The sequence below is a fragment of the Paenarthrobacter nitroguajacolicus genome (genome assembly GCF_031455195.1).
Classification (GTDB): domain Bacteria; phylum Actinomycetota; class Actinomycetes; order Actinomycetales; family Micrococcaceae; genus Arthrobacter; species Arthrobacter nitroguajacolicus_D.
Window position 1 is genome coordinate 465,005 of sequence record NZ_JAVDSH010000001.1, and the last position, 25,485, is coordinate 490,489.

Here is a 25,485-nt window from a genome sequence, read left to right on the forward strand (position 1 = left end):
TCAGCGTCGCGGGATGTTCCGCAGGTTGCTGCGGGCCATGCTGACAGCCTCACCGGCACCGCGGTTCAGCACCACCTTGGACATCGCAGTGGCGAAGCCGATGACCTGCGAACCCGAAATCTTCGGCGGGATGGACAGTGCGTTCGGGTCCGTGATGAGTTCCACCAAGGAAGGGCCGGAATGCGCGAACGCCTCCCGGTAGGCGGCCTCAATGTCAGCAGGGTCGGTGACGCGCACGGCATGGAAGCCCAGGGCCTTGGCCACGGCCGCATAGTTGGCGTCGGGGACGTCCACGCCGAAATCGGGCAGTCCATCCACCAGCATTTCGAGCTTGACCATCCCCAGGGTGGAGTTGTTGAACACCACGACATTAACTGGCAACTGGTGCGCTGCCACGGTGACGAGCTCGCCCAGCAGCATGGACAAACCGCCATCGCCCGACACGGAAACCACCTGCCGCCCCGGATAAGCCAGCTGCGCACCGATGGCATGTGGAAGCGCGTTCGCCATGGACCCGTGCAGGAAGGACCCAATCAACCGACGGGTACCCAACGGGTTGATGTAGCGGGCAGTCCAGACATTGCACATTCCAGTGTCGGCGGTGAAGACGGCGTCTTCGGCAGCTACCTGGTCGAGCAGGGACGCTGCGTATTCGGGGTGGATGGGCTGTTTCTTCTCGACCTTGCGCGTGTAGGCACCCACCGCCTTATTCATGAGCCGATCGTGCTTCTTGAGCATCTGGTCCAGGAAGCGCCGGTTCTTCTTTGGCTGTACCAACGGCAGGAGGGCTCTCAGGGTGGGGAGCACGTCGCCATGGACTGCGATGTCGACGTCGGTCCGACGCCCCAGCCGCTGCGCGGCGCGATCCACCTGCGCGGTCCGGGTGTCCGGGAGGAACTGGTCATAGGGAAAGTCGGTACCCAGCAGGATGAGCAGGTCGGCGTCTTCGATACCCTCGGCGGCGGCACCATAACCGAGCAATCCGGTCATGCCGATGTCGAACGGGTTGTCGTACTGGACGAAGTCTTTGCCCCGCAAGGAATGGCCAATCGGGGCGTTGATCAGTTCAGCCAAGGAGATCAGCTCACTGTGCGCGCCTTCGACGCCCGCGCCGGCGAAAATGGCGACCTTTCCGGCGTCGTTGATGGCTCCAGCCAGTTCCTGGACGCTGGTTGGATCAGGGACCAGACTGGCGGGCCGGAAGGTCGCCGGCAGGGGCGTAGGCGCGACGGCCTCGAGTCCCGCGATATCCCCCGGCAGGGTAACCACGGCGACACCGCCCAGGCCCAGTGCGTTCTGGATGGCGCTGTGCATGACCCGCGGCGCCTGTTCGGCGGTGCTGATCATTTCGGAGTACACGGAGCATTCGTTGAAGAGCCGGTCCGGGTGGGTCTCCTGGAAGAAGCCACTGCCGATCTGCTTGCTGGGGATGTGGGAAGCAATAGCCACAACCGGGGCCCCGGTCCGATTGGCGTCGTAAAGGCCGTTGATCAAATGCAGGTTTCCGGGCCCGCAGGAGCCGGCGCAGACGGCCAGTTTGCCGGTCAGCTGTGCCTCTGCTGCCGCAGCGAAGGCGGCAGCTTCCTCGTGGCGAACATGGATCCAGTCAATACCGCCCTTACTTGAGCCGCCCGTCTGGCGGACCGCATCCACCACCGGGTTGAGGCTGTCCCCGACTATCCCGTAGATCCGCTGCACCCCGGCAGCCTGGAGTTGTTCAATGAGTTGGGTGGCAAGTTCCTTCGCCATGATGTGCAGGCTCCCTCAGTTGTGGCGGTGGGCTGACATGGCCCAATATAGTCGGCTTGCCTCCGAGCATCCCGTGCATCCCCGGGCAAGGCCCGGGTCAGGGCATGTCCACGCAGCCGTCAGGGCATGTCCACGCTCTTGCTCGGCCTTCTTCAGGCCGCCAATCGGGTGGCGAACAGGCGTTCTGCCAGCGACAGCAACTGCGCTGGGACGTCCGTTTCATCGCCGTCGCTCCCGTGGCCGAGGAAGACGGCGTTGCCGCCCACCGGATCTTCGATGGGGGTGCCGGCTTCGCGGATCAGGACTTCGGCCCGGGGGTTAAGTGGCAGGGGAATGGACTTGGCCTGGTCATTCAGGAATGCGTGCCAACCTCGTCCTGATATGGCTTCCACATTCCCTTCCACTAATGACTGCCGACTGGCAAGGCACAATCCGATTTCCTTAATCCTGACGGGCTCGTGGAGCCGGGCAGGAACAATAAGTGCAACCAGGAACTTCCGCATGACAATTTGTATACTTTCTGACTGGCAGCAGCTGAGCAATTCCGCCGTAAACATAGCGCGCGGCTACGGCAAGCCCCGCGAAAACTGCGATCTAACCTGCTTCCGCACGGTCACGAGGACCCTACCGTTGGCTTTTCCTGGGCTTGGTGAAGCGGTTTTCGCTGCTCTCGGCCTTGGCCCGCTTTTCCGACCTCTTTTCGAAAATGGATTTCCCCGGCTTTTTTGTCCTTGCATTTGTTGGTGATTTGCCGGACAAGCCAATCATTCCTTTCCAGTCGCTTTACCAACACCATACCTGCTTATATTTTTTAAGCCAGCCAGGAAGTCCCGGCTATCGCAGTTACTGCTGCATAGCCACTTTCCTTCCTCGCAACTCTGGTTGGGACGGCCGTTGCTTGCTAGCGTGGCCGCATGAGCCCCTCCAAGACACCCGCGGAGATCCTGGACGTTGATGGTGCCGAAGTCCGCATCTCCAATCCGAATAAGGTGGTCTTCCCCGAGCCCGGGCTGACCAAGCTGGATCTGGTCCACTACTACCTGGCGGTCGCTGATGGTGCCTTGCGGGGAGCCGGCGGCCGCCCAATGGTCCTCAAACGCTTCCCGAAGGGCATCAACGCGGAGCCGTTCTTTCAAAAACGCGTGCCCGAGAACCATCCGGCGTTCATCGACACTGCAACCCTGCATTACTCATCCGGAACTTCCGCGGAAGAAACGGTCATCAGAGATGCCGCGGGCCTGGCCTGGGTGGTCAACCTGGGATGCCTGGACCTGAATCCGCATCCGGTACGCGCCGAGGACCTCGACCATCCGGATGAACTCCGGGTGGATCTCGACCCGATGCCCGGGGTGGACTGGTCGAAGATCGTGGACACCGCCTATGTCGCGCGGGAGGTACTGGCCGACGTCGGGCTGGTGGGCTGGCCAAAGACCAGCGGCTCGCGCGGGCTCCATATCCTGGCCCGCATTGCACCCCAGTGGTCCTTCCGCGATGTTCGGCTCGCCGCTGAAACGTTGGCGCGTGAAGTGGAGAACCGCGCCCCGGGCCTGGCCACGGCACGGTGGTGGAAGGAAGAGCGTGGCGAAAGCGTCTTCGTCGACTTCAACCAAAATGCGAAGGACCGCACTGTCGCATCGGCCTATTCGATCCGTTCCCTTCCGGATGCCAGGGTCTCGACCCCACTGAGCTGGGAGGAAGTCCGGACCGCCCGGCCAGAGCAATTCACCGTGCTCACAGTCCCCGCCCGCTTCGCCGAATCCGGCGACCCACACGCGGGCATTGATGACGCCGCGGGCTCGCTGGATGGCCTGCTCGCCCTGGCTGCGGAACTCGGCCCGGCAGAGAAGGCGCCGCGGGCAGGCGACGGATCGGGTCGGAGGATGTCCACGATGCCGCTGATCGAGGTGGCCAGGACCAAAACGAAACCGGAAGCCCTCGCAGCACTCGAGCAATGGAAGTCAGGCCATTCGGACCTCACTTCCGCACTCCACCCCGCAGATGTGCTCATTGACGGGATGCGTGGTTCAAGCTCCCTTTGGTATCGGGTGCGCATCAACCTCCAACACATCCCTGAAGCGCAACGGCCTGCGCAGGAAACGTTGATTGCCGACTACGATCCCTGGGCTGGCAAGGATTGGCCGGGCCGGCCGTGACTTCGGCGCCGCCCATGCAGGATCTGTCCGTGTCCCTGGTCCTGATAGCCATGCTCGGTGTTGCGGCGCCGCTTGCAGCCCGATTGCTGGACCGCGTGGTCAAGATTCCGATCGTGGTTTTCGAGATTGGTTTGGGAATTTTGTTGGGCCCAAGCCTGCTGGGGTGGATCGAGTCGACCCGCTTCACCGACACCTTGGCCGACTTCGGCGTCGCCATGCTGTTCTTCGTTGCCGGCAATGAGATCGACTTTTCGACCATCAGGGGAAAGCCCGCAAACCGGGCAGCAGCGGGTTGGATCATCTCGCTCGCAGCAGGTATCGGCGCTGGCTTCCTGCTGGTTCCGGGCCCGGAAGCGGCCGTGATCATTGGCATCGCCTTGTCTTCCACGGCACTGGGTGCCATTCTGCCAATCCTTCGTGATGCCGGGACCTCGACGTCGCCTCTTGGAATCGCTGTGACAGCCCTCGGGGCAGCCGGCGAGTTTGGGCCCCTGATCGCCATTTCGCTGTTCTTCAGCGGGCGCCAGGTGGGCATCGCGTCGGTGGTGCTGGTGGGCTTCGTTGTCCTCACGGGTGTGGCTGTCTTCTTCGCTTCCAGGGCTCGGCACACCTTGTTCCACGCCCAAGTGACCCGCACGCTGCACACGAGCAGCCAGTTCGCGGTCCGGTCCATCATGCTGATCCTGAGCGCGCTGGTAGTGCTGAGCATGGTGTTGGGCCTGGATATGCTGCTCGGCGCTTTTGCCGCCGGCGTCCTCTGGAAAACCGTCATGGCCCGGGCTCCGGAGGAGGACCGCAAAGTGGTTGAAACCAAGATCGACGCCGTTGCGTTTGGTTTCCTGGTCCCCATCTTCTTTATCGACGCCGGTATCGACTTCGACCTGGCTGCCTTGACCTCCAGCCCCGCTACCCTGGCCTTGGTCCCCTTGTTCGTGGCCCTCTTGCTCATCATCCGCGGGCTGCCATCATTGCTCGCCTCTCCGCCAGGCGCCCCGCCCAACGAGAAGCGGGCTTTGATCCTGTTTGGGGCAACTGGGCTGCCCATCATCGTTGCCGTGACCGCCATCGGCCGGGACCAGGGGCTTATAAGCAGCGGAATCGCCTCGGCACTGGTGGGGGCCGGAATGATCTCACTGCTGCTCTTCCCGCTCATGGCACTCCGCCAGATCCGGACAAGGCTCAGGACGGATGCGCGGCCGGGTTAGCATGGGTGCGGACACGTCCTATAAGGAGGCTGCATGCCGCACATCGTTGATTTTGAGAAGGTTTCCACGGCTGGGCTTGAGACTTCTCCTGTGGCCGAGGCCCTTGCGGGCCTGCGCGCCAACGAGGCCCGGTATTTCCGGAACAAGTACCAGCACGTCTTCGCTGTGAGTCCGGCCAGCGAGGTCCCCGACGTCGTTGAACGGGTGAGCCGCATCCTCCGGGAGGAACGCGGGATCGTTATCGGATCGCCGGCCCTGGAAGCTACCGCCTTCGAAGTCGACGGGCTGAGCATGGCCTACGTTTTCTACCAATCGGGGCTGTCCATCAACGTGATGTACGGCATTGAGGGCGGCAAAAGGGCTGTGGGCTTCAAACTCTCGGACGGCATGGAGGTTCCGGAGGAACTGGCCGCGAACTTTAAGTTCGCCAGGCAGAAGTCCAAGCTGGCTGGGGTCATCCGCGGTTCGTACTTCGTCATCAAAGGTGAGTACTAAACCCAGCAGGCCCAGCAGGTTTGACCGGACGGACGACGGCGACCTCCCGCCGTCGTCCGTCCGTCCCACCGACGGCGATGGGCGGCGTCGTCAGGCGCGACCCCGAAGGATCAGCCGCCAATAAACCTGCGGGAACATAATCCTGTCCACCCACCAGGAAAGCCGGCTCTCCTTCCATGTGGGCACTTTGGGGATAGTTGGCATGGGCCGGTAGTGGTTGTCGAATTCTGCGAAGACCACCGTGTTGCGGGAAACCGTAAACGGGCACACCGAGTAGCCGTTGTACTTCTGCGTGACGGGTTTTCCTTCCCGGGCCGCTACGAGGTTTCTGGCGAGCACCTTGGTCTGCTTCCGGAGCGACCCGCCGGACTTTGAGTTGGATGTGCCGGCAGCATCGCCCAGGGACCAGACGTTGGCGTACCGGGGGTGGCGCAGGGTTTCCGTGTCCACCTCGACAAAGCCGCCCTGGTCCCCCGCGGCCGGGAGGTCGGTGGATGTGAGCCAATCGGGCGCGGACTGGGGTGGTACCGCGTTGAGGACCTCGTACTGCAGCTCTTCGATGGTGCCTGCTGCGGTGTCACGGATACTGGCTGTCCGGCTGGCCGGGTCCACCGAGACCAGTTCACTGTTGGTCCGGAGCTCAATGCCGTACTCGGCTATCTTGCGTTCCAGCTCCTGGTCCACCTCCGGGACACCGAACACCGTGGGATATGGCTGGACCATCACAACGCGGATTCTGTCGAGGACTCCCTTTTCCTTCCAATATTCACAGGCCAGGTACATCGGTTTTTGGCTGGCGCCGGCGCATTTGACGGGACCGGCAGGCATGGTGAAGATGGCCGTGCCCGAACGCAGGGCGCTGAGCAAGCTCCACGTCTTGGGGGCCAGCTCAAATTCGTAGTGGGACGATCCGTAGGGCGAATTCACGGCCTCTGCCAAGCCGGGCACTGCTTCCCAGTGGTACTGCAACCCTGGGCACACCACCAGGTGCCCGTAGTCCACTGAAGAGCCGGACTCCAGCATGACGGTGTTGGCCCCCGCATCAATGTCCGTTGCCTTGTCCCTGATCCAGGTGACTACCTTGGGGATCACGGACTGCTGGCTGCGGACAGCTTCCTTCACTTGGGCGCGTCCGCCCGCGATATGGGAAAACAACGGTTGGTACAGGTGATGGTCGCGGGGCTCGATGAGGGCAACGTCCTTGACCCCGTACCTCACCAGGCGGGCTGCCAGGGAGACGCCGGCGTTGCCACCACCGATGATCACTACCTCGTGCCGGGCCACGGCACTACTTCTTCTCGGTCAACGCTGCGCCCTTGTGCGCTGCCCGCGCGCCGGTCTTCTCCGATTCGACGACGTATTGCGGCTCATCTTCGCTGGCACGGTGCATGTTCCCGTCCAGCTCGAAGTCGCTGGTCTTCTTCTCCACGATTTTGCCTTGGGTCTTCCCCTGGGAGGTGTTCCACTCCACGCGGGTTCCTTTGCTCAATGTCATGTCCGCTCCTGGTAAGTGGTGGTCTCCCCTAAGATGCTCCCTAATGGTAAGCATCATGATCATTTCCCGGTAGCCCGCTCCCCGCGTCATGACACCCCCCGGTTGTCTGTCATGCTTAAGGGTCGCCATTTTTACGCGCCGGGACTGCGGCGGAATCTTGGTGCACGCCGAACCCGGAGCACAACTGCGCTTTCGGGCTTGGAATGGCGTAATAGGGGTACAGTCACCGCAGGAACGCGGGACAGAAACGAACAGGGGCTTGAATTGGCAGGGAACGCAACCTTCAGGCACAGCAACACCGCTCTGCTGTCGGTTAGTAGCGTCGAGGCTCCACGGATCGTCAGCTCCTCGGACTTCGACCGGAAGTTGGCTACCACCCTGAAGCGGCTAAAGTTCCCGCCCCGGCTCCTGGAACGCGTTGCGGGCGTCACGCACCGACGCTGGTGGGCGGCTGGAACATCCTTTGACGATGCCGCCGTCGAGGCCGGGGCGAAGGCCTTGGCCGATGCCGGAGTCGAAGCTTCCGAGGTTGGGTTGTTGATCAACACCTCCGTTACCCGCCGCAACCTCGAGCCGTCCGTTGCAGTGAAGATCCATCACGAACTGGGCCTGCCATCCTCGGCCATGAATTTCGACCTCGCCAACGCCTGCCTGGGGTTCGTCAACGGGCTGATCCTGGCCGCCAACATGATCGACTCCGGACAGATCAAGTACGCGATCATCGTCAACGGTGAGGACTCACAGCTGACGCAGGAGGCGACCCTTGCCAGGCTGCAGCGGCCTGAAACGACCCGGGAGGATTTCAACCGGGAATTCGCCACCCTGACCCTCGGGTCAGGAGCCGCGGCCGCAGTCCTGGGACCGGCCGACGAGCACAGCGGGGCGCACCGGCTGGTGGGCGGCGTGATGCGCGCCGGCACCGAGCACCACGAATTGTGCGTGGGTGGCATTGACGGCATGACCACCGATACGAAGGGCCTGCTCGACGGCGGCCTGCAACTCGTCGTCGACGCCTGGCACGAAGCCCAGCCCGAATGGAACTGGACGGCCATGGACCGCTACGTGACCCACCAGGTCAGCAATGCCTACACCCAGGCCATCATCAACGCCGTGGGACTGGACCCTGACAAAGTTCCCATCACCTTCCCGCACTGGGGAAACGTGGGTCCGGCTTCACTCCCCATGACCCTCGCCGCCGAGGCGCAGTCCCTGAGCGTCGGCGATAGGGTCCTCTGCATGGGTGTCGGGTCCGGGCTGAACGCCGGCATGGTCGAAATCGTATGGTGACAGGTACCTGGCCGGGCGTACGCCCCGAATGGTCACGGACAATCGACGTACCCTCCACTTCCGCCGTGGACGCTCCCGGAACCGTTCGCCAATGGCATCTCCTGGACAACGGTGGACAGCTCGCGCGGCGCGGCCTTACCCCAGCCGGCACCCTGCTCTGCGTGCATGGGAACCCCACCTGGTCCTATCTGTGGCGAACACTGCTGGCCGCCGGAACCGATCCTGCCCAGCCTTGGCGCGTCATCGCGGTCGACCAACTGGACATGGGCTACTCGGAACGTACGGGCGAATTCCGCAGCCTCGCCGACCGGATCAATGACTTGGGCGACCTCACCGATGCCTTGGGCATGGAAGGTCCCGTGGTCACTGTCGGCCACGACTGGGGAGGTGTGATCAGCCTCGGCTGGGCGTTGGCACACCCCGCGGAGCTCACCGGAGTGATCCTCACCAACACAGCGGTCCACCAATCATCCGAATCCAAGATCCCGCCCGCACTGCGGCTTGCCTTGCACCCGGCCGTCCACTCCTGGGGGACGACGACGTCCGACGCTTTCCTGCGGGTCACGCATTCCTTGGCGTCTCCTCCGCTGGCCGCCGACATCAGGAAAGCGTACATGGCCCCCTACAAGGGTCCGCACCGCCGCAGTGGCGTGGGAAATTTCGTGGCCGACATTCCCGCTGACGCCAACCACCCCAGCTTCCCCACGCTTGAAGCCGTGGCCGAGGGCCTGCGCGAGGTAAAGGTCCCCGCTTTGATGCTCTGGGGACCGCGCGACCCTATTTTCTCCGACCGCTACCTCAAGGACCTTATCGGCCGCCTTCCCCACGCGGAGGTCCACCGCTTCGAAGGGGCCGGCCACCTGCTCGCAGAAGACCGCGACATTGCCACACCTGTTTTCCAATGGTTGGCCGGGCACGTCCAGGACGGTAACCACCAGACCGGTGCGGGCGCCGTGGCCGCCGGAGAGCCCACTCCGGAGCCGGCTGCTTTCCGCCCCCTCTGGGATGAGCTCGGCACCTTGGCAGCATCTGCCTCCGGCGCCGATACTGCTGTCGCGGAAATGGCAGCCGATGGCGGCGTTGCGCGTTCACTGAGCTGGCACGGGCTCAATCGCAGGGTGTTGGACGTCGCGGCAGGACTCCGGGAAGCCGGTGTTGTCAGTGGCAGCCGCGTGAGCCTCATGGTCCCGCCAGGCGTGGACCTGACAGTGGCACTCTATGCCTGCCTTCGGCTGGGCGCCGTGGTGGTCGTGGCCGACGCCGGGCTGGGCACCAGGGGCCTGAGCCGCGCAGTCAAAGGGGCAACCCCTGATTTCCTGATCGGGATCGACAAGGCACTTGCTGCAGCGGCCGCACTCGGTTGGCCGGGGCGCCGGATCAGTGTTCAGGGCCTGCCGGCCACCCGCCGTCGAATTCTTAGGGTTGAAACCTCGCTCGAAGAGTTGGCCCGTCGAGGGTCGGACACTGGGGACATCCACCACACGGCCGTGGACCCCGATGCTCCGGCGGCCGTGCTGTTCACGTCCGGATCGACGGGCCCCGCCAAGGGCGTTCTCTACACGCACCGGCAATTGGCTGCGACGCGGGATACGCTGGCGAAATCCTTCGACATCCGTCCGGGCGCCCGGCTCGTGGCAGGTTTCGCTCCGTTTGCCCTGCTGGGTCCCGCACTGGGTGCCGTCTCGGTCACCCCGGACATGGACGTTACCGCCCCCCGCACCTTGACTGCCCGCGCCCTGGCAGATGCCGCTGCAGCGATCGACGCCACGGTGGTCTTCGCCGCCCCGGCCGCATTGCGTAACGTCCTGGCCACGCAGGAAGGGATCAGCGGAGCGGGCCAAACAGCCCTGGCCGGGGTGCAGTTGCTCCTCTCAGCCGGTGCACCCATCCCGGAGCCCCTCTTGGCGCAGGTGCAGCGGTTGTTGCCGGGCGCCTCGCTGCACACGCCGTACGGGATGACAGAAGCCCTCCCCGTCACAGACATCAGCCTCCAGGAGATACAGGCCGCCGAAGCCGCCGTCGGGACCATCAAGGGAGCCGGCAACGGCGTCTGCGTCGGCACGCCGGTTCACGGTGCCCGCATTGCCGTCATTCCGCTCGCTGAGGACGGGACCGCATCAGGTTCCCAGCCCGTGACGGAAGCCGGCGTGACGGGCGAGGTCCTGGTCACCGCACCCCATGTGAAGGACTCCTACGACCGACTCTGGTTGACCCAGCAAGGGAGCACCAATCCTGTCGGCTGGCACCGGACCGGGGACGTAGGGCATTTCGACGCCGAAGGCCGCCTCTGGGTGGAAGGCCGCCTGCAGCACGTTGTCACCCCGCCAGGCAAGGCAGTGACGCCTGTTGGTGCGGAGCAGGCCGTCGAGCGTTTGGACGGTGTGGGGCTGGCCGCCGTGGTAGGCGTTGGTCCTGCGGGCACCCAGGCGATTGTCGCCGTCGTCGAGACCGTCCCTCCGGTCCGGAAAGCCGGTCCCGCCGCGCCGCATCTGGCGCGCCGCGTCCGCGCCGCCGCCCGGGAAGCGGGCGTCGATGTCTCCGCCGTGTTGGTGGTTCCAAACCAACCCACCGATATCCGGCACAACGCCAAAATAGACCGGACCCGGCTGTCCGCTTGGGCTGCACGGGTGCTGGCTGGCGGCCGTCCGGGCAAGCCATGAAGGTCCTGGTCACAGGCGCCAGCGGCTTGCTGGGCCGGGAAGTGGCCCGGCTGCTGGTGCGGCAGGGTCATAACGTCACGACATTCCAACGAAGCCCTTCCGGAATCGACGGCGTCACGGACGTGCGGGGGTCGGTCACGGACCCTGTTGCGCTTCGCAGCGCCCTCAAGGGCGTGGGCGGGGTGATCCATCTCGCTGCCAAAGTGTCGTTCACGGGAAGGGCGGCCGAGTTCGACGACGTCAACGTCCGCGGGACTGCCCATGTGCTCTCCGAAGCCAAGGCGGCCGGGGTACGCGAGATGGTCTTCGTGTCCTCCCCCTCCGTAGCTAATTCAGGTGCCGCCATCGCCGGCCTGGGAGCCGGTCCGGCCGACCCCAAGCATGCCCACGGCCACTATTCCCGGACCAAGGCAGAGGCCGAACTGCTGGCACTCGCGGCGGATGCGTCCGATTTCCGTGTCACTGCGATCCGCCCGCACGTCGTGTGGGGACCGGGTGACACCAAGCTCGTGGAGCGCGTTCTCGCCCGCGCAAAGCAACGGCGGCTGCCGCTGCTGGACGCCGGCGCAGCCCTGATCGACACCACCTACGTGGACAACGCGGCCTCGGCCATTGTCACCGCACTGCACCGAATGGACCATGTATACGGCAAAGCCCTGGTGGTCACTAACGGCGAACCCCGGCCCATCGGGGAACTGCTTGCCGGCATTTGCGCTGCAGGCGGGGTTCCGGCCCCTGCATGGTCTGTACCGGGCCGCGTGGCCCGGGCGGTGGGCTCGGTGGTCGAGAAACTTTGGATCCTGACAGGACGAACAGAAGAGCCGCCGATGACCAGGTTCCTCGCTGAGCAGCTATCCACTGCGCACTGGTTCGACCAGCGCGAAACGCAGCAACTCCTCGATTGGAAGCCGGCCGTTTCCATCGACGAAGGACTGGCCAAACTCGGACAATACTATGGTGCGGGGCAGCATCGCTGAGGCGCTGCGCCCCTTCCGGCGCGGCCACGCCGTGCCATAGTCTGGGCCCATGCTGATCTGCTCCACCTGCGCTGTTGAACGTGATGAACCGGCTCCGGCCCTCTGTCCAATCTGCGTGGACGAGCGACAGTATGTGCCCGAGGCCGGTCAGTATTGGACCACGCTGGACGAACTCGCCAAGAGCGGACAACACACCACCCTGATGGAAAGCGAGCCAGGCCTCGTAAGCATCGGGACCCAGCCCAAAGTGGGGATCGGCCAAACGGCCCAGCTTGTGGTGACTCCTGCCGGATCGCTGTGGTGGGATCCGGTTGGCTACGTCGACGATCACGCAGTGGGCGCCATCCTGGAACACGGTCCCGTCCTGGCCATTGCCGCCAGCCATCCGCACATGTTTGGCGTGCAGGTTGAATGGTCCAACAGGCTCGGGGGCGTCCCGGTCCTTGTGTCCGAAGCAGACCGGGAATGGTTGGGTCGCGGAGGCCCGAACGTCACCACCTGGTCAGGCAGCAGAACCATCGCGGACGGTCTGGTGCTTCACCAAACCGGCGGCCACTTCCCCGGCAGTGCCGTGGCACACTGGGCAGCTGGTGCGGACGGCAGAGGGGTACTGCTCACCGGGGACAGCGTCTTTCCCAACCCCGATCGCCGTTCGGTTGCCTTCATGCGAAGCTACCCCAACCATCTCCCGCTCTCAGGTTCCGTGGCTCTGCGCATCGCCGCGCAGCTCGGCGACCTGGAATTTGACCGGATCTATGGCAACTTCAACAACAAGATCCCATCAGGTGCCAAGGAAGTGTTGATCAGCTCCGCCCAAAGGCACGCCGCCTGGTCACGGGGAGACTTCGACCATCTCTGCTGAACTGCCTCCACCGGACCCATTGGATCCCCGCCTGTGTCAGGGGCTGCTTGTGACGGGCCTCCACGGCTCATGCTGGTGCGTAAGCCACACAGCCTCCGGGTTCAAGGAACGCACCAGGAGCTGTCCCTCCTTACGGAGGTTATCGAGGTCATCGAACCACACCGCAGTATCCCCTGCGATGATCGTGGGGTGCTTGTCGCCGTCGATGGCCACCACTTGGGAGCCGCGGGTGTGGCCGGGTGCCGGCAAGAGGCGAAGTCCGGGAAGCATCTCGAGCTCCCTATCAACTGTCGGCAACCGCTGGATGGGCCTGAGTCAGGCCGTGTCCGCCAGGACGCGGGCATCGGCGCGCCTTCGGCTATCAGTTCCGCTACCAGAATGGGCTTGACACGGATCGAACGGGCAGATTTCATGTCGACCTCTGTTCCGGCGCAAACCGCCGTAGGACCTAAATGGCTTGGCCAATTCTTTTGGATTTACCCTCGACACCCATAATAAGTGTGCTTAGTATTAAGGCTCATTCAATGTCTCGTTGCTGACGGACCGGCGGGTACCTCGCCCCGGACAGCCTGCCGACTGACGGTCTTGGGCGTACCAGCCTCCGGAAGCGACTCACACGAAAAACCATGCCAAATCCTATTTCCCCGCTGACCTAGCACCCTTTATCCGGGTGACGGCCGTGCTCATTCGGGTCAGGGCTCCGCCCCATTCTGCGACTGCCCCACCGGAAACGATATCGACCTGGTCGGATCGGAACAGGCAAGAAGAAATGAGTGGAAAAATGAAGGCAGTAGTCTACAAGGGACCGAAGGATATCAGCGTCGAGGACGTCCCAGATGCCAAGATAGAACACCCCGCCGATGTGCTGGTACGGATCACGTCCACCAATATTTGTGGCTCGGACCTGCACATGTACGAGGGGCGGACCAGCTTTGAACCTGGACGAACCTTCGGTCATGAAAACCTCGGTGAGGTGGTTGAGACCGGCTCCGCGGTGAACAAAGTAAAGGTGGGCGAGCGGGTAGTCCTACCGTTCAACATCGCTTGCGGATTCTGTAAAAACTGCGAACGTGGTTTCACCAACTACTGCCTCACCATGCAGCCTGAGCCCAAGCTCGCCGGCGCGGCCTACGGTTTCGCGGACATGGGACCGTACCAGGGCGGCCAGGCTGAGTACCTGCGCGTACCATACGGTGACTTCAACTGCTTGCGCCTGGGCGAAGACGCCGTGGAGAAGGAACTCGATTACGTGATGGTCGCAGACATCTTTCCCACCGGCTGGCACGCCACGGAGATGGCCGGGGTGTACCCCGGGGACTCCGTAGTCATCTATGGTGCGGGGCCTGTAGGGCTCATGGCGGCCTACTCCGCAATCATCAAAGGAGCTGGCAAGGTCATGGTCGTGGACCGTCAAAGCGACCGTTTGAAGCTTGCAGAACAGATCGGCGCCATTCCCGTGGATGATTCCGCAGTGGACCCGGTGGAGTTCGTTAAGGACCAGACCATGGGATTCGGGGCCGACCGGGGCTGCGAATGCGTTGGATACCAGGCGCATGATACCGACGGCAACGAACATGCCAACATGACGCTGAACCGGCTCGTGGACTCGGTCCGGTTTGTCGGCGGCCTGGGTGTGGTGGGCGTGTTCCTGCCCCAAGACCCCGGCGCCCCGGACAAACTCGCCAAAGAAGGCCAAGTGGCTTTCGACTATGGGAACTACTGGTTCAAGGGACAAACAATGGGTTCGGGACAGTGCCCGGTGAAAAAGTACAACCGGGCCCTGCGCGACCTCATTGCCGGCGGAAAAGCCAGCCCCTCCTTCCTCGTCAGCCACGAGCTGCCCCTGGATCAAGCTCCCGAGGGCTACAAGAACTTCGACAACCGCGAGGACGGGTGGACCAAAGTGGTCCTCCACCCTTCAAACGCATAAAACCGGACAGGGGATCTCGAATGTCGGAGCAAACAATTTTCCGGAGGCGGTACTGATGAAGTCAATGGTGTATCGCGGGCCCTACAAGGTGCGCGTGGAAGACAAGGACATGCCACCGATCGAGCATCCAAACGATGCGATCGTGCGGGTGACGTTAGCCGCCATCTGTGGGTCCGACCTGCATCTCTACCACGGGATGATGCCGGACACGAGGGTAGGAATGACGTTCGGTCACGAGTTCATCGGCGTAGTGGAGCAGGTTGGGCCGTCGGTGGAACGGCTCAAGCCCGGAGACCGGGTCATGGTGCCGTTCAACATCTATTGCGGATCGTGCTATTTCTGCGCCCGCGGACTCTACTCCAACTGCCACAACGTCAACCCCAACGCTACTGCGGTCGGCGGCATCTACGGCTACTCGCACACGTGCGGAGGGTACGACGGCGGCCAGGCAGAGTTCGTGCGCGTCCCTTTCGCCGACGTCGGGCCCGGTTTGATCCCGGACTGGATGGATGACGAGGACGCGCTGCTGCTTACCGACGCCCTGCCGACAGGCTACTTCGGTGCCCAACTGGGCGACATCGCAGAAGGCGACACGGTGGTGGTGTTCGGCGCCGGTCCTGTGGGCCTGTTCGCCGCCAAGTCAGCGTGGCTGATGGGGGCGGGCCGGGTGATCGTTATCGACCACCTGGAGTACCGGCTCGAGAAAGCCCGCACCTTCGCGCACGCAGAAACGTACAACTTCGTGGAGTACGACGACATCGTGGTGCACCTGAAGAAGACTACCGACTACCTGGGCGCCGACGTTGTCATCGACGCCGTCGGGGCCGAGGCGGACGGCAACTTCCTCCAACACGTCACAGCCGCAAAACTGAAGCTGCAGGGCGGCTCCCCCATCGCGCTGAACTGGGCAATCGACTCCGTCCGAAAAGGCGGCACAGTGTCGGTGGTAGGCGCATATGGTCCGCTTTTCAGCGCAGTGAAGTTCGGCGATGCCATGAATAAGGGCCTCACCCTCCGGATGAACCAGTGTCCGGTCAAAAGGCAGTGGCCCAGGTTGTTCGAACACATCCGAAACGGTTACCTGAAACCAAGCGACATCGTCACCCACCGCATCCCGCTGGAGCACATCGCTGAGGGTTACCACATCTTCTCAGCCAAGCTCGATGACTGCATCAAGCCGCTCATCGTCCCCAATCCAGCCTGAAAGGACGACAAACATGGATGAGATCCCGACTCCGTATACCGCCTCCATTGGGCCAGCGCTGAAAGAGCCTGCCGACGATCTCCGTGCCCGCATCCCAGGATGGGGCGCGGACCTCGACCCAGCCGACCGGCCGTCGTACCCTCGTGAACGGCCCGGCATCGAGACAGGAGCCCGCTGGGACTTCCCCGAACGCCAGGAAGAGAGGTGGCCGCGGGAGCGGTCGGTTGAACACGCGTTCGTCACACCTGTTTTCGGCACGTCCGCACCTCCCAAGGGCGTTTCGGGGGCTGTCCGGAAATACGCCTATAAATACAGTGAGGGCCGCGCTGCCCATTGGCTGCTCCTCATTGCCGGGGACCGGATCGATGCTTGGGAACACCACCTTCGATCTTTGGCCACCCTTCGCCCGGACAACCCGATCACTGAGACCGGTGTGCTGAGTGAATTTTCACGTCATGGGGTGAGTTCCCGGTTTGGGAGAAAGCGCACCGACCTGAGCCATCAGTGGATGGACCCCATCATCGCCGGCGTTCCTTGGGCTTTGGCGGCCGGCGGCTTGGCAGTCGCCTTCAAGGCGATCAGGAAGCGGCGAACTGCCTGAGGACCGTCAACGGGCTTCCCGTGGCCAGCCCCCAGCGGCGTCACCTGCGTTTAGCTGAGGTGGCGCGTGTGGATGCTGCCCGCATGGAGCTGTTGCGAACAACCAGCGTTGGCGCGGTAGGAGTGCGGTCCACTTCCCGGCCCTCCATGGCCCCCACGAGCACCTCCATGCTCATCAGCGCCAGGGCGGTGAAGTCCTGCCGCACTGTGGTCAACGGCGGCAGGAAATAATCTGAACCTTCAATATCGTCAAACCCAACAACACTGACGTCCTCCGGGACGCGGACGCCGTTCTCAGTGAAAGCGCGGATGAGTCCCAGCGCTGTATGGTCGCTCGCGGCGAAGATCGCCTGCGGGATCTTCCCTCCCTGTACAAGCTGGAGGCCGGTTTCGTAAGCCCAGCGCGGGCTCCAATCCCCTTCGGCACAGAACCCCTGCGGTAGGCCGGCGTCACGCAGCGCGGCCTCCCAGCCGCGTTTTCGGACCCGACCGTCGAACCAATCCATGGAGCCAGCAAGGTGGGCAATGTCGGTGTGGCCCAGGTCGATGAGGTGCTGGGTGGCCAGACGTGCTCCAAGCTCCTGGTTTTCGGAGTATGTGAAGACGTTGGGGGTCGACGAAGCTCCCGCGGCAATCATCTCCACAGGCACCCGGCAGGTGGCGTTCCAGACAGCTGATGCCATGTCGACCACCGGTGCAATAACGATGATCCCGCCGACGCCAATGTCGTCGAGGGTGTCGAGAGCCGCTTGTACGGAATCGGCGTACGGCTTTTCGGCACTGATAACGGTTGTGGCATAGCCCTTCTTCCGGGCAATGTTTTCCAGGGCCATCAGTGTCCCGACGGGGCCGAACCGGGGGGAACCGTCAGTGACGATGCCGATGGAAGTGGACCTGCTCGTGACCAGCGCGGTTGCCGCCCTGTTTCGGCGATATCCGATGTCCTGGATGACCTGCAGAACGCGTTGGCGGGTGGCGGCACTGACATCCGGTGCGTCGTTGAGGACGCGTGAGACAGTCCCAAACGAAACTCCGGCAACTTTTGCCACGTCGTTGATGGTTGGCTTCCGGCGTAACGCGACGTCCGGACCACGTCCGTTCGTTCCGTGCGGGACTCCAGCGTCTGCCATGCTCTCTCCTGTCTCGCGCCGCCGTACCAACGCCGACGGCGGTTCCCTGCCTCCTCATCCTACGTTGACGAATTGAGTCGCCGAGTTCCGGCATTGCGCTGCTGTGAGGTTTGACACTCATCACCGTAAACGTTTACGATCACTTCCGTAAACGTTTACGGCCCGATCTCGTCAGCGTTTACGACCCCCGATATTCAATGAGGAAGGAGCGGAATGCCTGGCAGTGTCGCAGACGTACTCGCGCTCCACCCCACCGCTGGGTTTCGGGATATCGACCACGACCAGTGGACGAATCTGGAAGTGCTCCTGACGGACGCTGCCCGCAACGACCTTGGCGGGGCAGTAAGCACCTTCGTCTCCCCCGGTTCCTCCGCAGTACTGGGCGTCTTCGACGGCCTCGGCCTATGGGCCAGCCTGGTCATCACGGTCGACGACTTTGGCTCGGCCGAAACGGTCTCCACCATCGGCGGCCCCGTCGCAAAAGAGGCCAAGGAAATCGCCACCGCTGCAAGCGAAGCGGTGACATGGGTCCAGTCCAACCACGGGCCCTGTTCAGTCGGCTTCTTTGTCGTGAAAGCGCATGCCGAAGCCCTCCTGAGGGCTTCGGACAAAGCAGCCGCTGTCCGGACCGCGGCGGCAACAGGCGGACTGGTCCTGTCGCCCGTTCCAACGGCACTGGCCCTGGCTCTCGCCTGACAATCCAAACCATCCATCAACCCACTCAAAAGCACTGGAGAACAATGATGATCCGCAGGCTTCCCATCCTGGCCGTGGCAGCAGTCCTGTCACTTTCCGTCGCCTCGTGCAGCAGTTCGGCAGCTGGAACCTCAAACGCCCCCGACTCCGGCGTGTCCGAGAAAGCCCAACTGGCCCTCGAGAAGATCAAGGGCCAGGTGTTGAGCAAAGGCCCTAACGGCGAGACGCCGTCCCCGGCCTCCGTGGCCGACCTGACGCCCGAAGAAATCGAAAAGATCAAAGGCCTGAACGCCAAAGCAGCGATCGTGATGCACTACGGCGGTAATGACTGGGCCACGGCCCAAGTCAATGGACTCAAGAGCGAACTCGACAAGCTCGGTATCAAGGTCATCGCCACGACGGACGCGAACTTCAAGCCGGACAAGCAGGTTTCGGACATCGAAACAGTCATGACCCAAAACCCGGACGTGATCATCTCCATCCCCACAGACCCCGTAGCCACAGCTTCCGCATACAAGAAGGCAGCGGCCGCCGGCACGAAGCTCGTCTTCATGGACAACGTCCCGCAGGGACTGACAGCCGGCAAGGATTACGTTTCGGTGGTCTCGGCTGACAACTACGGCAACGGAGTCGTGTCAGCCCACCAAATGGCGAAGGCGCTCGGTGGCAAGGGAAAGGTGGGGCTTGTCTACCACCAGGCCGACTTCTTCGTCACCAAACAACGCCATGAAGGATTCAAGGACACGATCACCAAGGAATACCCGGAGATCCAGATCGTGGAAGAGAAGGGTATCGCTGGCCCGGACTTTGCAGGAGACGCCCAGGCGGCTGCCAACGCAATGATCAGCAAATATCCCGACTTGGCCGGAATCTGGGCCGTATGGGACGTCCCCGCGGAAGGCGTCATGGCCGCAGCGCGCGCCGCAGGCCGCCAGGATTTGAAGATCGCCACTGAGGACCTCGGAAAGAACGTGGCCATCGCCCTGGCCAAGAACGAACTCGTCGTCGGCCTCGGCGCCCAGGTCCCGTTCGACCAGGGTGTTACGGAAGCGCGGCTTGCAGCAGGGGCACTGATCGGTAAGGAAGCTCCGGCATACGTTGCACTGAGCGCCCTCCCCGTGGACCACTCCAACGTCCTCGAAGCATGGAAGCAGGTCTACCACGAGGACGCTCCCAAGGACATCCAAGAGTCCTACAAGCAATAGCCAGACCCGACCGGTGCGGGGGCCCTTTACCCCCCGCACCGGCACCGAAAGGGCAGAATATGAACACCGCAGACAATGTCGTCCAGATGCGCTCCATCTCCAAGGGCTTCAACGGCGTCTCCGTCCTGAAGGATGTCGGCTTCGACGTACGCAAAGGAGAGGTGCACGCACTGGCAGGCGGCAACGGGGCCGGCAAGTCCACGCTCATGAAGATCCTCCAAGGCGTATACCAGCCGGACGCCGGAGAGATCCTCATTGGAGGCGAGCCGGCCGCCATCACGTCGATCCAGGACGCCAAGGCCGCGGGAATCGGAATGGTCTTCCAGGAATTCAGCCTCGTGCCGAGCCTGACTGTCGCGCAGAACATCTTCCTGGCCGCTGAACCACTCAGCCGGGGCGGCCTCATCGATGACCGTGCCGCGGTAAGGCGGGCCAATGAGGTCTTTGCCGAGATGGAGGTCGAAGTTGACGCCAGCGCGGAGGTCTCCCGGCTGGGCACGGCCTATTGGCAGCTGACTGAAATCGCCAAGGCCCTCTCGCAGAACGCCCAGGTGCTGATCATGGATGAACCCACGGCCAGCCTGGCCCGTCATGAGTGTGAAGCACTCTTCGAACTGATCGACCGGCTGAAGCAGCGGGGCATCTCAATCATCTATATCTCCCACCGCATGGATGAGGTGTACAGGCTCGCGGACCGGATCACCATACTCCGGGACGGTCAACACCTCCTCACCAAGGCGCTCACCGACGTTACTCCAGAACAGATCGTGGAAGGGATCGTGGGAAAGAAGGTCGAGGGCGAGCTCAGCTATCGTGCGCGGAATGCGGTGTCCCACGAGGTAGAGCCCTTGCTTGAAGTGCGGGACCTGAACGCGGGCCCGCGGGTGCGGAACGTATCGTTCGCACTCCGGCCCGGCGAGATCCTTGGGCTTGCAGGGCTCATGGGCAGTGGACGCACCGAGCTCGCACGCGCACTCTTTGGCATTGACAAACTGGACAGCGGACAGGTCCTCATCCGCGGCAAAGAGGTGACTCTATCCTCGCCGCAGCAGGCCATCAACGCAGGCGTCGCACTCATCCCGGAGGATCGCAGGGCTCAAGGCCTTGTCCTGGAGCACTCGGTCCAGGACAATCTGCTTCTGCCGTTGTTGGGGCAGATACGAAGTGGCGGGCTGCTGGACGGTGCCAAGGCCAAAGCGCTGTCCGCCTCACTGATCAAGCGCTTCGCAGTAAAAGTGGCTCACCCCCATCGCCCGGTACGGCTGCTCTCCGGAGGCAACCAGCAAAAGGTCGTCATCGCAAAGTGGCTGGGTACGGACCCGGATATTTTGATTCTCGACGAGCCGACGGCCGGAGTCGACATCGGCACCAAAAGCGAAATTCTGGACATGATCCGTGAGCTTGCCAGCGCTGGGAAAGCCGTCATCGTCATCTCCTCCGAATATCCGGAACTACTCGCGGTCAGCGACCGCGTCCTCGTCCTCAAGGACGGCTCAATCATCCGTGACATCCCCCGCAGCGCCATCGCTGACGAGGAATATCTCCAACTTGCAGTCCAGGGAGTATGAACAGTGAGCAAGACAAACACCATCGCATCCCGGGATACCGGGGCTACCCGCACTTTAGGCACGTTTCTGAAGGAACTTGACTGGCGACGCTACGTCATTTACATCGGCTTCGTCGTCGTCTTCCTTTTCTTCGCCGTCCTGTTGCGCGACCAAGGCTTCCTGTCGCCAAACAACCTTTTGAACATTTTCCGCCAGACAGCCACCATTACTGTCATCGCCGTAGGCATGACATACGTTATCGCGTGCGCCGAGATCGACCTGAGCGTGGGATCCGTCGCCGGCCTTTCCAGTGTCTGCACTGCGATGGCGCTCTCCCAGTGGGGCCTGGTTCCCGGCATCCTTGCCGGCCTCGCTGTCGGTCTCGTGGTCGGCTCCATCAACGGTGCCCTCGTCAGCCTCCTCGGCATCCCTTCCTTCCTGGTGACGCTTGGCATGCTCGGAATAGCAGTCGGGGTCGCCCAGTGGATCACCGCCTCAGCCCCGCAGCCCATCCTGAACGATACGTTCAATACGGTCTTCGGATCGGGCAACTTTGGCCCTGTTCCGGGCCTTGTTGTCTGGAGCGCCATCTTCGTGGCCATCGGCGCCGTCGTCCTCAACCGCACCAGGTTCGGCCGGCAGGTCCTGGCCACAGGCGGCAACCGCAACGCCGCTGACTTCACCGGAATCAACACCAAGCGCATCAAGTTCCAGGTGCTGCTGATTTCCGGGATGGTCGCGAGTGTTGCCGGCATGCTCTACGCCGGCCGCCTTCAGTCAGGCCGGTTCCAGTGGGGAGCCGGCGATGAGCTCTCCGCCATCGCTGCAGTCATTCTGGGCGGGACCAGCCTCTTCGGCGGTTTCGGTTCCATCATCGGAACACTTTTTGGCGCCCTTCTGATTGGCCTGATCAACAACGGCCTGATCCTGGCGGGACTCGACAGCAGCCAGCAGCAGGTTGTCCGCGGCGCAATCATTATCCTCGCCGTCGCCCTTGCCCGGAAGAAGTAACGGTCCATGTCTTCCACTCCACGCGCCGGGATCATCGGCACCGGCTTCATGGGTGCCGTCCACTCCCACGCGGTACGCGCGGCGGGGAGCACCATCAGTGCAGTTGCCGCCAGCAGCCGGGCCGCCGCCGAGGCGGCAACCGGACGGTTGGGTGCCATGGCCGCGGCTGAAAGCCCTGAGGCGCTGATCGCACGGGACGACGTCGACGTCGTCCATATCTGCACTCCGAATTCCACCCACGCGGACCTGGCACGCAAGGCCATTGCGGCAGGCAAAGCCGTTATCTGCGAGAAACCTCTGGCTACCAGATTCGAGGATGCCAGCGAACTGACCCGCCTCGCAGACCAGGCAGGCGTCGTCACGGCAGTGCCCTTCGTCTACCGGTTTTATCCGGCTGTCCGAGAGGCACGAGACCGCATTCTCGACGGCGGGGCAGGCCGCCTTTGGCTGTTGCACGGCTCCTATCTCCAGGACTGGCTGGCAGGTGCCGACGCGACGAACTGGCGGGTTGACCCCAAGCTAGGCGGAGGGTCCAGGGCATTTGGCGATATCGGCGTGCACTGGTGCGACCTGATGGAGTTCACCACGGGACATCGAATCACCAGGATCATGGCAAGGACGGGCCGCGCCTATGACAAGCGCGAAACCCGGGGACAGCTGTCCGCCGTTGCCACCGAGGACGGCGCAACCCTCCTGTTCGATACGGACAAGGGTGCCACAGGTTCGCTGGTGGTCAGTCAGGTCAGCCCTGGCAGGAAAAACCGCCTGTGGTTCTCGTTCGACGGAACTGAAGCATCGTTCAGCTTCAACCAGGAATCACCGGACACCCTGCACATAGGTCGCACTGATTCCACCTCCTCCGTCCCCGTGGGGCCGCAGACCCTGACCACCCCCGGCGGCCGGCACTACGCCAAGCTTCCAGCAGGTCATCCCCAGGGATACCAGGACAGTTTCAACGCTTTCGTCGCAGACGCCTATGCCGCTGTTCGGGGTCAGAAGCCCGAGGGCCTCCCCACCTTCCACGACGGCCTGCGGGCAGCACTCCTGACTGAGGCCGTCGTCACCTCCGCGCGGGAAGAGTCGTGGATCGACCTTCGCGTCCCTGACAGCCCGCTCGAATCTCCCATGCCTTCCCCTGCACTCGAAAGGACCATGCAATGAAGCTCGGATATTGTTCCATCACTTGGGGCGGCGTCGTCGGTCACGCCCAAGGCGTGACGAGCGTCAAAGACCTCTTTTACCTGACCCATGGATCAATGCGGGATGCCGTCAAGGACATCGCTTCGGTCGGATACCAGGGTGTTGAGATGTTCGACGGCAACCTCGCAGAGTACGCCGACAAGCCTGAGGAGCTGAAGGAGATCCTCAGCAGTAACGGTGTGGCATTGACCAGCGTCTACACCGGGGCGAATTTCATCTACACCGATATCCTCCCTGATGAGATGCACCGGCTCTACACTGCAGCGGAATTGGCTGCGAACTTTGGGGCTGAACGGCTGGTCGTTGGGGGCGGAGCGCGGCGTGCGGCCGGGAGCACGGACCAGGACTACCACCGCTTGGGCCACGCGCTGGACCGGGTTGCCGACATTGCCGAAAGCTTTGGCCTATCGGCAAGCTACCACCCCCATTTGAGCACGATCGTGGAGAGCCCCGACGAGTTGGACCGGCTCATGCCCCTCACCAGGATCGGCTTCTGCCCGGACACCGCACATCTCGCAGCTGGTGGTGCGGACCCGGCCGCGGTCATCCGGAAATATGCCGACAGAATCCAGCACGTTCACCTCAAGGACTTCCAGCGGGACCCGTTCACTTTCCTGCCACTCGGCGAAGGCGAACTCGATTTCCCGGACATCATCGCCGCTATCCGGGAAAGCGGATACGACAGCTGGCTCATGGTCGAACTGGACAACTACGACGGCGACCCCCGGGTAGCGGCCGAACTCAGCAAAAAGTACCTCGAGAAGCTCCTCTAACCAACCTCATGACCAGTGGGGAAGCCTTCATCGGCGCTACCCCCAAACTTCCGGAAGGAAAAGGATCCACATGCAGAACCTCAATGTCGGCCTCATCGGCGGAGGGTTCATGGGCAAAGCCCACTCCCTCGCCTACGCCGCTATGCCCATGTTCTTTTGGCCCGCCCCGGCTCTGCCGGTTCGCAAAGTCATCGCGGAGGCCACTCCAGAGCTCGCCGACGAGGCGGCCCGTCGATTCGGCTTCGAAACCTCCACTTCAGACTGGCGCAGCATCATCGACGATCCGGATATCCACGTCGTCGACATCGCCACACCCAACCACCTCCACGCGGAAATCGCCATCGCGGCCGCCGAAGCAGGCAAACATATCATCTGCGAAAAACCGCTCGCCCGCACCGGCGAAGAGTCCAAAGCCATGTACGAGGCCGTCAAGGACAAGGACATTGTCCACATGGTCGCCTTCAACTACCGGCGCACCCCCGCCGTGGCGCTGGCGAAGAAGTACATCGAAGAAGGGTCCATCGGCCAAATCCTCAGTTTCCGCGGAACGTATCTGCAGGACTGGAGTGCCGACCCGAACTCCCCCCTTTCATGGCGCTTCCAGAAATCCATCGCCGGTTCCGGTGCCCTTGGCGACATTGCAACCCACGTCATAGACATGGCCCGCTACCTCGTTGGGGAGTTCAGCGCCGTCAACGCCGTCCTCTCGACGTGGATCCCTGAGCGTCCGCTGCAGTCCGGCGGCGCCGACGCACTCGGCACGGTTCGGGGTGGGGAAGGTCCACGCGGCCAGGTTGATGTCGACGACGAAGTAATGACCATGATCCGTTTTGCCAACGGAGCGGTCGGATCCGTCGAAGCGACTCGAAACGCGCACGGAAGGAACAACTACATCACCTTCGAGATCCACGGCACGGAAGGCAGCATTGTCTTCAACTACGAGCGCCGCGACGAGTTGCAGGTGTGCTTCGCTTCAGACCAAGCAGACCGTCGTGGATTCCGGACCGTTTACACCGGCCCGGCTCATCCTTACGGTGACGGCCTTTGGCCCATCCCGGCCCTGGGCATTGGTTACGGGGAAACGAAGATTATCGAGGCCTATGACTTCTTCAAGGCCATCGCCGAAGGCGGGACTGTGAACCCCAACTTCGCCGACGGCTATCAAGTGGCCCTCATCGACGACGCCATCGTCGAATCAGCAGCAAAAGAATCATGGGTGGAAGTTCCACAGATCACCGCGTGATCCAGTCCGGGAGGGACGGGGAAGGCCCCGTCCCTCCCACCCCTTGGACGATTCAGGAAGATA

The 25,485-nt window shown here is 62.9% G+C and carries 23 protein-coding genes; 17 read left to right on the top strand and 6 right to left on the bottom strand.

Translation table 11 applies throughout. The features are described from left to right. Together J2Y68_RS02180 and J2Y68_RS02185 are read right to left on the bottom strand one after the other, a co-directional pair. Positions 1–1,749 carry a pyruvate dehydrogenase gene (locus J2Y68_RS02180; RefSeq protein WP_309989095.1) on the bottom strand — a complete coding sequence of 583 codons (1,749 nt, stop codon included), beginning with the start codon at positions 1,747–1,749 and terminating at the stop codon, positions 1–3. Between the two features lie 152 nt (positions 1,750–1,901). Next, on the bottom strand, positions 1,902–2,252 hold the full coding sequence (locus J2Y68_RS02185; RefSeq protein ID WP_309989098.1) for a DUF3846 domain-containing protein: 351 nt from the start codon (positions 2,250–2,252) through the stop codon (positions 1,902–1,904). Positions 2,253–2,663: 411 nt separating this feature from the next. On the opposite strand from J2Y68_RS02185, the gene ligD reads away from it, so the two are divergent. The 3 genes from ligD to J2Y68_RS02200 are packed head-to-tail and all read left to right on the top strand — an operon-like array spanning position 2,664 to position 5,602. Beyond that, the gene (ligD, locus tag J2Y68_RS02190) at positions 2,664–3,902 is read left to right on the top strand and encodes a non-homologous end-joining DNA ligase (protein ID WP_309989101.1); all 1,239 of its coding nucleotides are present in this window, start codon (positions 2,664–2,666) and stop codon (positions 3,900–3,902) included. Beyond that, complete coding sequence (locus J2Y68_RS02195) at positions 3,899–5,107, top strand: cation:proton antiporter (RefSeq protein ID WP_309989104.1); 1,209 nt, start codon at positions 3,899–3,901, stop codon at positions 5,105–5,107. The genes ligD and J2Y68_RS02195 overlap by 4 nt, the downstream gene beginning before the upstream one ends. Before the next feature lie 33 nt (positions 5,108–5,140). Beyond that, the gene (locus J2Y68_RS02200; protein ID WP_257368204.1) at positions 5,141–5,602 is read left to right on the top strand and encodes a phage tail protein; all 462 of its coding nucleotides are present in this window, start codon (positions 5,141–5,143) and stop codon (positions 5,600–5,602) included. A gap of 90 nt (positions 5,603–5,692) precedes the next feature. Here the strand turns inward: J2Y68_RS02200 and J2Y68_RS02205 are convergent, their stop codons facing one another. Then, positions 5,693–6,886: an NAD(P)/FAD-dependent oxidoreductase gene (locus tag J2Y68_RS02205; protein WP_309989108.1), complete on the bottom strand. Its 1,194-nt coding sequence runs from the start codon at positions 6,884–6,886 to the stop codon at positions 5,693–5,695. A gap of 4 nt (positions 6,887–6,890) precedes the next feature. Further along, a complete protein-coding gene (locus tag J2Y68_RS02210) occupies positions 6,891–7,097 on the bottom strand; it encodes a hypervirulence associated TUDOR domain-containing protein (RefSeq protein WP_257368206.1) in 207 nt (68 codons plus the stop codon). Between the two features lie 264 nt (positions 7,098–7,361). On the opposite strand from J2Y68_RS02210, the gene J2Y68_RS02215 reads away from it, so the two are divergent. The 4 genes from J2Y68_RS02215 to J2Y68_RS02230 are packed head-to-tail and all read left to right on the top strand — an operon-like array spanning position 7,362 to position 12,883. Next, on the top strand, positions 7,362–8,384 hold the full coding sequence (locus J2Y68_RS02215; protein WP_309989111.1) for a 3-oxoacyl-ACP synthase III: 1,023 nt from the start codon (positions 7,362–7,364) through the stop codon (positions 8,382–8,384). Further along, complete coding sequence (locus J2Y68_RS02220; protein WP_309989114.1) at positions 8,378–11,044, top strand: alpha/beta fold hydrolase; 2,667 nt, start codon at positions 8,378–8,380, stop codon at positions 11,042–11,044. The genes J2Y68_RS02215 and J2Y68_RS02220 overlap by 7 nt, the downstream gene beginning before the upstream one ends. Next, complete coding sequence (locus tag J2Y68_RS02225; RefSeq protein ID WP_309989116.1) at positions 11,041–12,021, top strand: NAD-dependent epimerase/dehydratase family protein; 981 nt, start codon at positions 11,041–11,043, stop codon at positions 12,019–12,021. The genes J2Y68_RS02220 and J2Y68_RS02225 overlap by 4 nt, the downstream gene beginning before the upstream one ends. A 49-nt stretch (positions 12,022–12,070) precedes the next feature. Continuing rightward, a complete protein-coding gene (locus J2Y68_RS02230; RefSeq protein WP_309989119.1) occupies positions 12,071–12,883 on the top strand; it encodes an MBL fold metallo-hydrolase in 813 nt (270 codons plus the stop codon). A 36-nt stretch (positions 12,884–12,919) separates the two neighbouring features. Here the strand turns inward: J2Y68_RS02230 and J2Y68_RS02235 are convergent, their stop codons facing one another. After that, complete coding sequence (locus J2Y68_RS02235; RefSeq protein ID WP_309989122.1) at positions 12,920–13,153, bottom strand: hypothetical protein; 234 nt, start codon at positions 13,151–13,153, stop codon at positions 12,920–12,922. A 511-nt stretch (positions 13,154–13,664) separates the two neighbouring features. Between J2Y68_RS02235 and J2Y68_RS02240 the strand changes: the two genes are divergently transcribed. From J2Y68_RS02240 to J2Y68_RS02250, 3 genes are read left to right on the top strand one after another with little or no spacing between them, the layout of a single operon-like run. After that, positions 13,665–14,813: a glutathione-independent formaldehyde dehydrogenase gene (locus J2Y68_RS02240; protein ID WP_309989125.1), complete on the top strand. Its 1,149-nt coding sequence runs from the start codon at positions 13,665–13,667 to the stop codon at positions 14,811–14,813. Positions 14,814–14,868: 55 nt separating this feature from the next. Beyond that, positions 14,869–16,017, top strand: coding sequence for a zinc-dependent alcohol dehydrogenase (locus J2Y68_RS02245; protein ID WP_309989128.1), 1,149 nt, complete (start codon positions 14,869–14,871; stop codon positions 16,015–16,017). Positions 16,018–16,030: 13 nt separating this feature from the next. Then, complete coding sequence (locus J2Y68_RS02250; protein ID WP_309989129.1) at positions 16,031–16,618, top strand: hypothetical protein; 588 nt, start codon at positions 16,031–16,033, stop codon at positions 16,616–16,618. A 40-nt stretch (positions 16,619–16,658) separates the two neighbouring features. On the opposite strand, the gene J2Y68_RS02255 is transcribed toward J2Y68_RS02250, so the two are convergent. Next, positions 16,659–17,747: a LacI family DNA-binding transcriptional regulator gene (locus tag J2Y68_RS02255; RefSeq protein ID WP_309989132.1), complete on the bottom strand. Its 1,089-nt coding sequence runs from the start codon at positions 17,745–17,747 to the stop codon at positions 16,659–16,661. A gap of 213 nt (positions 17,748–17,960) precedes the next feature. Here J2Y68_RS02255 and J2Y68_RS02260 point away from each other — a divergent pair, with 213 nt between their 5' ends. The 7 genes from J2Y68_RS02260 (at position 17,961) to J2Y68_RS02290 (ending at position 25,422) form a co-directional block, all read left to right on the top strand. Continuing rightward, entirely contained in the window at positions 17,961–18,443 is a 483-nt protein-coding gene (locus J2Y68_RS02260; protein ID WP_309989135.1) for a hypothetical protein, read from the top strand. Between the two features lie 44 nt (positions 18,444–18,487). Then, a complete protein-coding gene (locus tag J2Y68_RS02265; RefSeq protein ID WP_309989138.1) occupies positions 18,488–19,648 on the top strand; it encodes a substrate-binding domain-containing protein in 1,161 nt (386 codons plus the stop codon). A gap of 59 nt (positions 19,649–19,707) precedes the next feature. Next, positions 19,708–21,216 (top strand): sugar ABC transporter ATP-binding protein, encoded by a 1,509-nt coding sequence (locus J2Y68_RS02270; protein WP_309989141.1) that lies wholly within the window; start codon positions 19,708–19,710, stop codon positions 21,214–21,216. Between the two features lie 3 nt (positions 21,217–21,219). Beyond that, positions 21,220–22,206 carry an ABC transporter permease gene (locus tag J2Y68_RS02275; protein ID WP_309989143.1) on the top strand — a complete coding sequence of 329 codons (987 nt, stop codon included), beginning with the start codon at positions 21,220–21,222 and terminating at the stop codon, positions 22,204–22,206. Positions 22,207–22,212: 6 nt separating this feature from the next. Further along, positions 22,213–23,367 (top strand): Gfo/Idh/MocA family protein, encoded by a 1,155-nt coding sequence (locus J2Y68_RS02280; RefSeq protein WP_309989146.1) that lies wholly within the window; start codon positions 22,213–22,215, stop codon positions 23,365–23,367. Continuing rightward, entirely contained in the window at positions 23,364–24,179 is an 816-nt protein-coding gene (locus tag J2Y68_RS02285) for a sugar phosphate isomerase/epimerase family protein (protein WP_309989148.1), read from the top strand. The genes J2Y68_RS02280 and J2Y68_RS02285 overlap by 4 nt, the downstream gene beginning before the upstream one ends. Before the next feature lie 70 nt (positions 24,180–24,249). Further along, entirely contained in the window at positions 24,250–25,422 is a 1,173-nt protein-coding gene (locus tag J2Y68_RS02290; RefSeq protein ID WP_211712536.1) for a levoglucosan dehydrogenase, read from the top strand. Positions 25,423–25,485: the final 63 nt, after the last annotated feature.

What these genes read in the sequence shown, in the direction of transcription:
- J2Y68_RS02265 (WP_309989138.1), top strand. Translation starts at nt 18,488, where the DNA reads ATGATGATCCGCAGGCTTCCCATCCTGGCCGTGGCAGCAGTCCTGTCA.
- J2Y68_RS02220 (WP_309989114.1), top strand. Translation starts at nt 8,378, where the DNA reads ATGGTGACAGGTACCTGGCCGGGCGTACGCCCCGAATGGTCACGGACA.
- J2Y68_RS02180 (WP_309989095.1), bottom strand. Translation starts at nt 1,749, where the DNA reads ATGGCGAAGGAACTTGCCACCCAACTCATTGAACAACTCCAGGCTGCC.
- J2Y68_RS02290 (WP_211712536.1), top strand. Translation starts at nt 24,250, where the DNA reads ATGCAGAACCTCAATGTCGGCCTCATCGGCGGAGGGTTCATGGGCAAA.
- J2Y68_RS02210 (WP_257368206.1), bottom strand. Translation starts at nt 7,097, where the DNA reads ATGACATTGAGCAAAGGAACCCGCGTGGAGTGGAACACCTCCCAGGGG.
- J2Y68_RS02185 (WP_309989098.1), bottom strand. Translation starts at nt 2,252, where the DNA reads ATGCGGAAGTTCCTGGTTGCACTTATTGTTCCTGCCCGGCTCCACGAG.
- J2Y68_RS02230 (WP_309989119.1), top strand. Translation starts at nt 12,071, where the DNA reads ATGCTGATCTGCTCCACCTGCGCTGTTGAACGTGATGAACCGGCTCCG.
- J2Y68_RS02200 (WP_257368204.1), top strand. Translation starts at nt 5,141, where the DNA reads ATGCCGCACATCGTTGATTTTGAGAAGGTTTCCACGGCTGGGCTTGAG.
- J2Y68_RS02285 (WP_309989148.1), top strand. Translation starts at nt 23,364, where the DNA reads ATGAAGCTCGGATATTGTTCCATCACTTGGGGCGGCGTCGTCGGTCAC.
- J2Y68_RS02235 (WP_309989122.1), bottom strand. Translation starts at nt 13,153, where the DNA reads ATGCTTCCCGGACTTCGCCTCTTGCCGGCACCCGGCCACACCCGCGGC.
- J2Y68_RS02280 (WP_309989146.1), top strand. Translation starts at nt 22,213, where the DNA reads ATGTCTTCCACTCCACGCGCCGGGATCATCGGCACCGGCTTCATGGGT.
- ligD (WP_309989101.1), top strand. Translation starts at nt 2,664, where the DNA reads ATGAGCCCCTCCAAGACACCCGCGGAGATCCTGGACGTTGATGGTGCC.
- J2Y68_RS02250 (WP_309989129.1), top strand. Translation starts at nt 16,031, where the DNA reads ATGGATGAGATCCCGACTCCGTATACCGCCTCCATTGGGCCAGCGCTG.
- J2Y68_RS02245 (WP_309989128.1), top strand. Translation starts at nt 14,869, where the DNA reads ATGAAGTCAATGGTGTATCGCGGGCCCTACAAGGTGCGCGTGGAAGAC.
- J2Y68_RS02260 (WP_309989135.1), top strand. Translation starts at nt 17,961, where the DNA reads ATGCCTGGCAGTGTCGCAGACGTACTCGCGCTCCACCCCACCGCTGGG.
- J2Y68_RS02255 (WP_309989132.1), bottom strand. Translation starts at nt 17,747, where the DNA reads ATGGCAGACGCTGGAGTCCCGCACGGAACGAACGGACGTGGTCCGGAC.
- J2Y68_RS02225 (WP_309989116.1), top strand. Translation starts at nt 11,041, where the DNA reads ATGAAGGTCCTGGTCACAGGCGCCAGCGGCTTGCTGGGCCGGGAAGTG.
- J2Y68_RS02240 (WP_309989125.1), top strand. Translation starts at nt 13,665, where the DNA reads ATGAAGGCAGTAGTCTACAAGGGACCGAAGGATATCAGCGTCGAGGAC.
- J2Y68_RS02270 (WP_309989141.1), top strand. Translation starts at nt 19,708, where the DNA reads ATGAACACCGCAGACAATGTCGTCCAGATGCGCTCCATCTCCAAGGGC.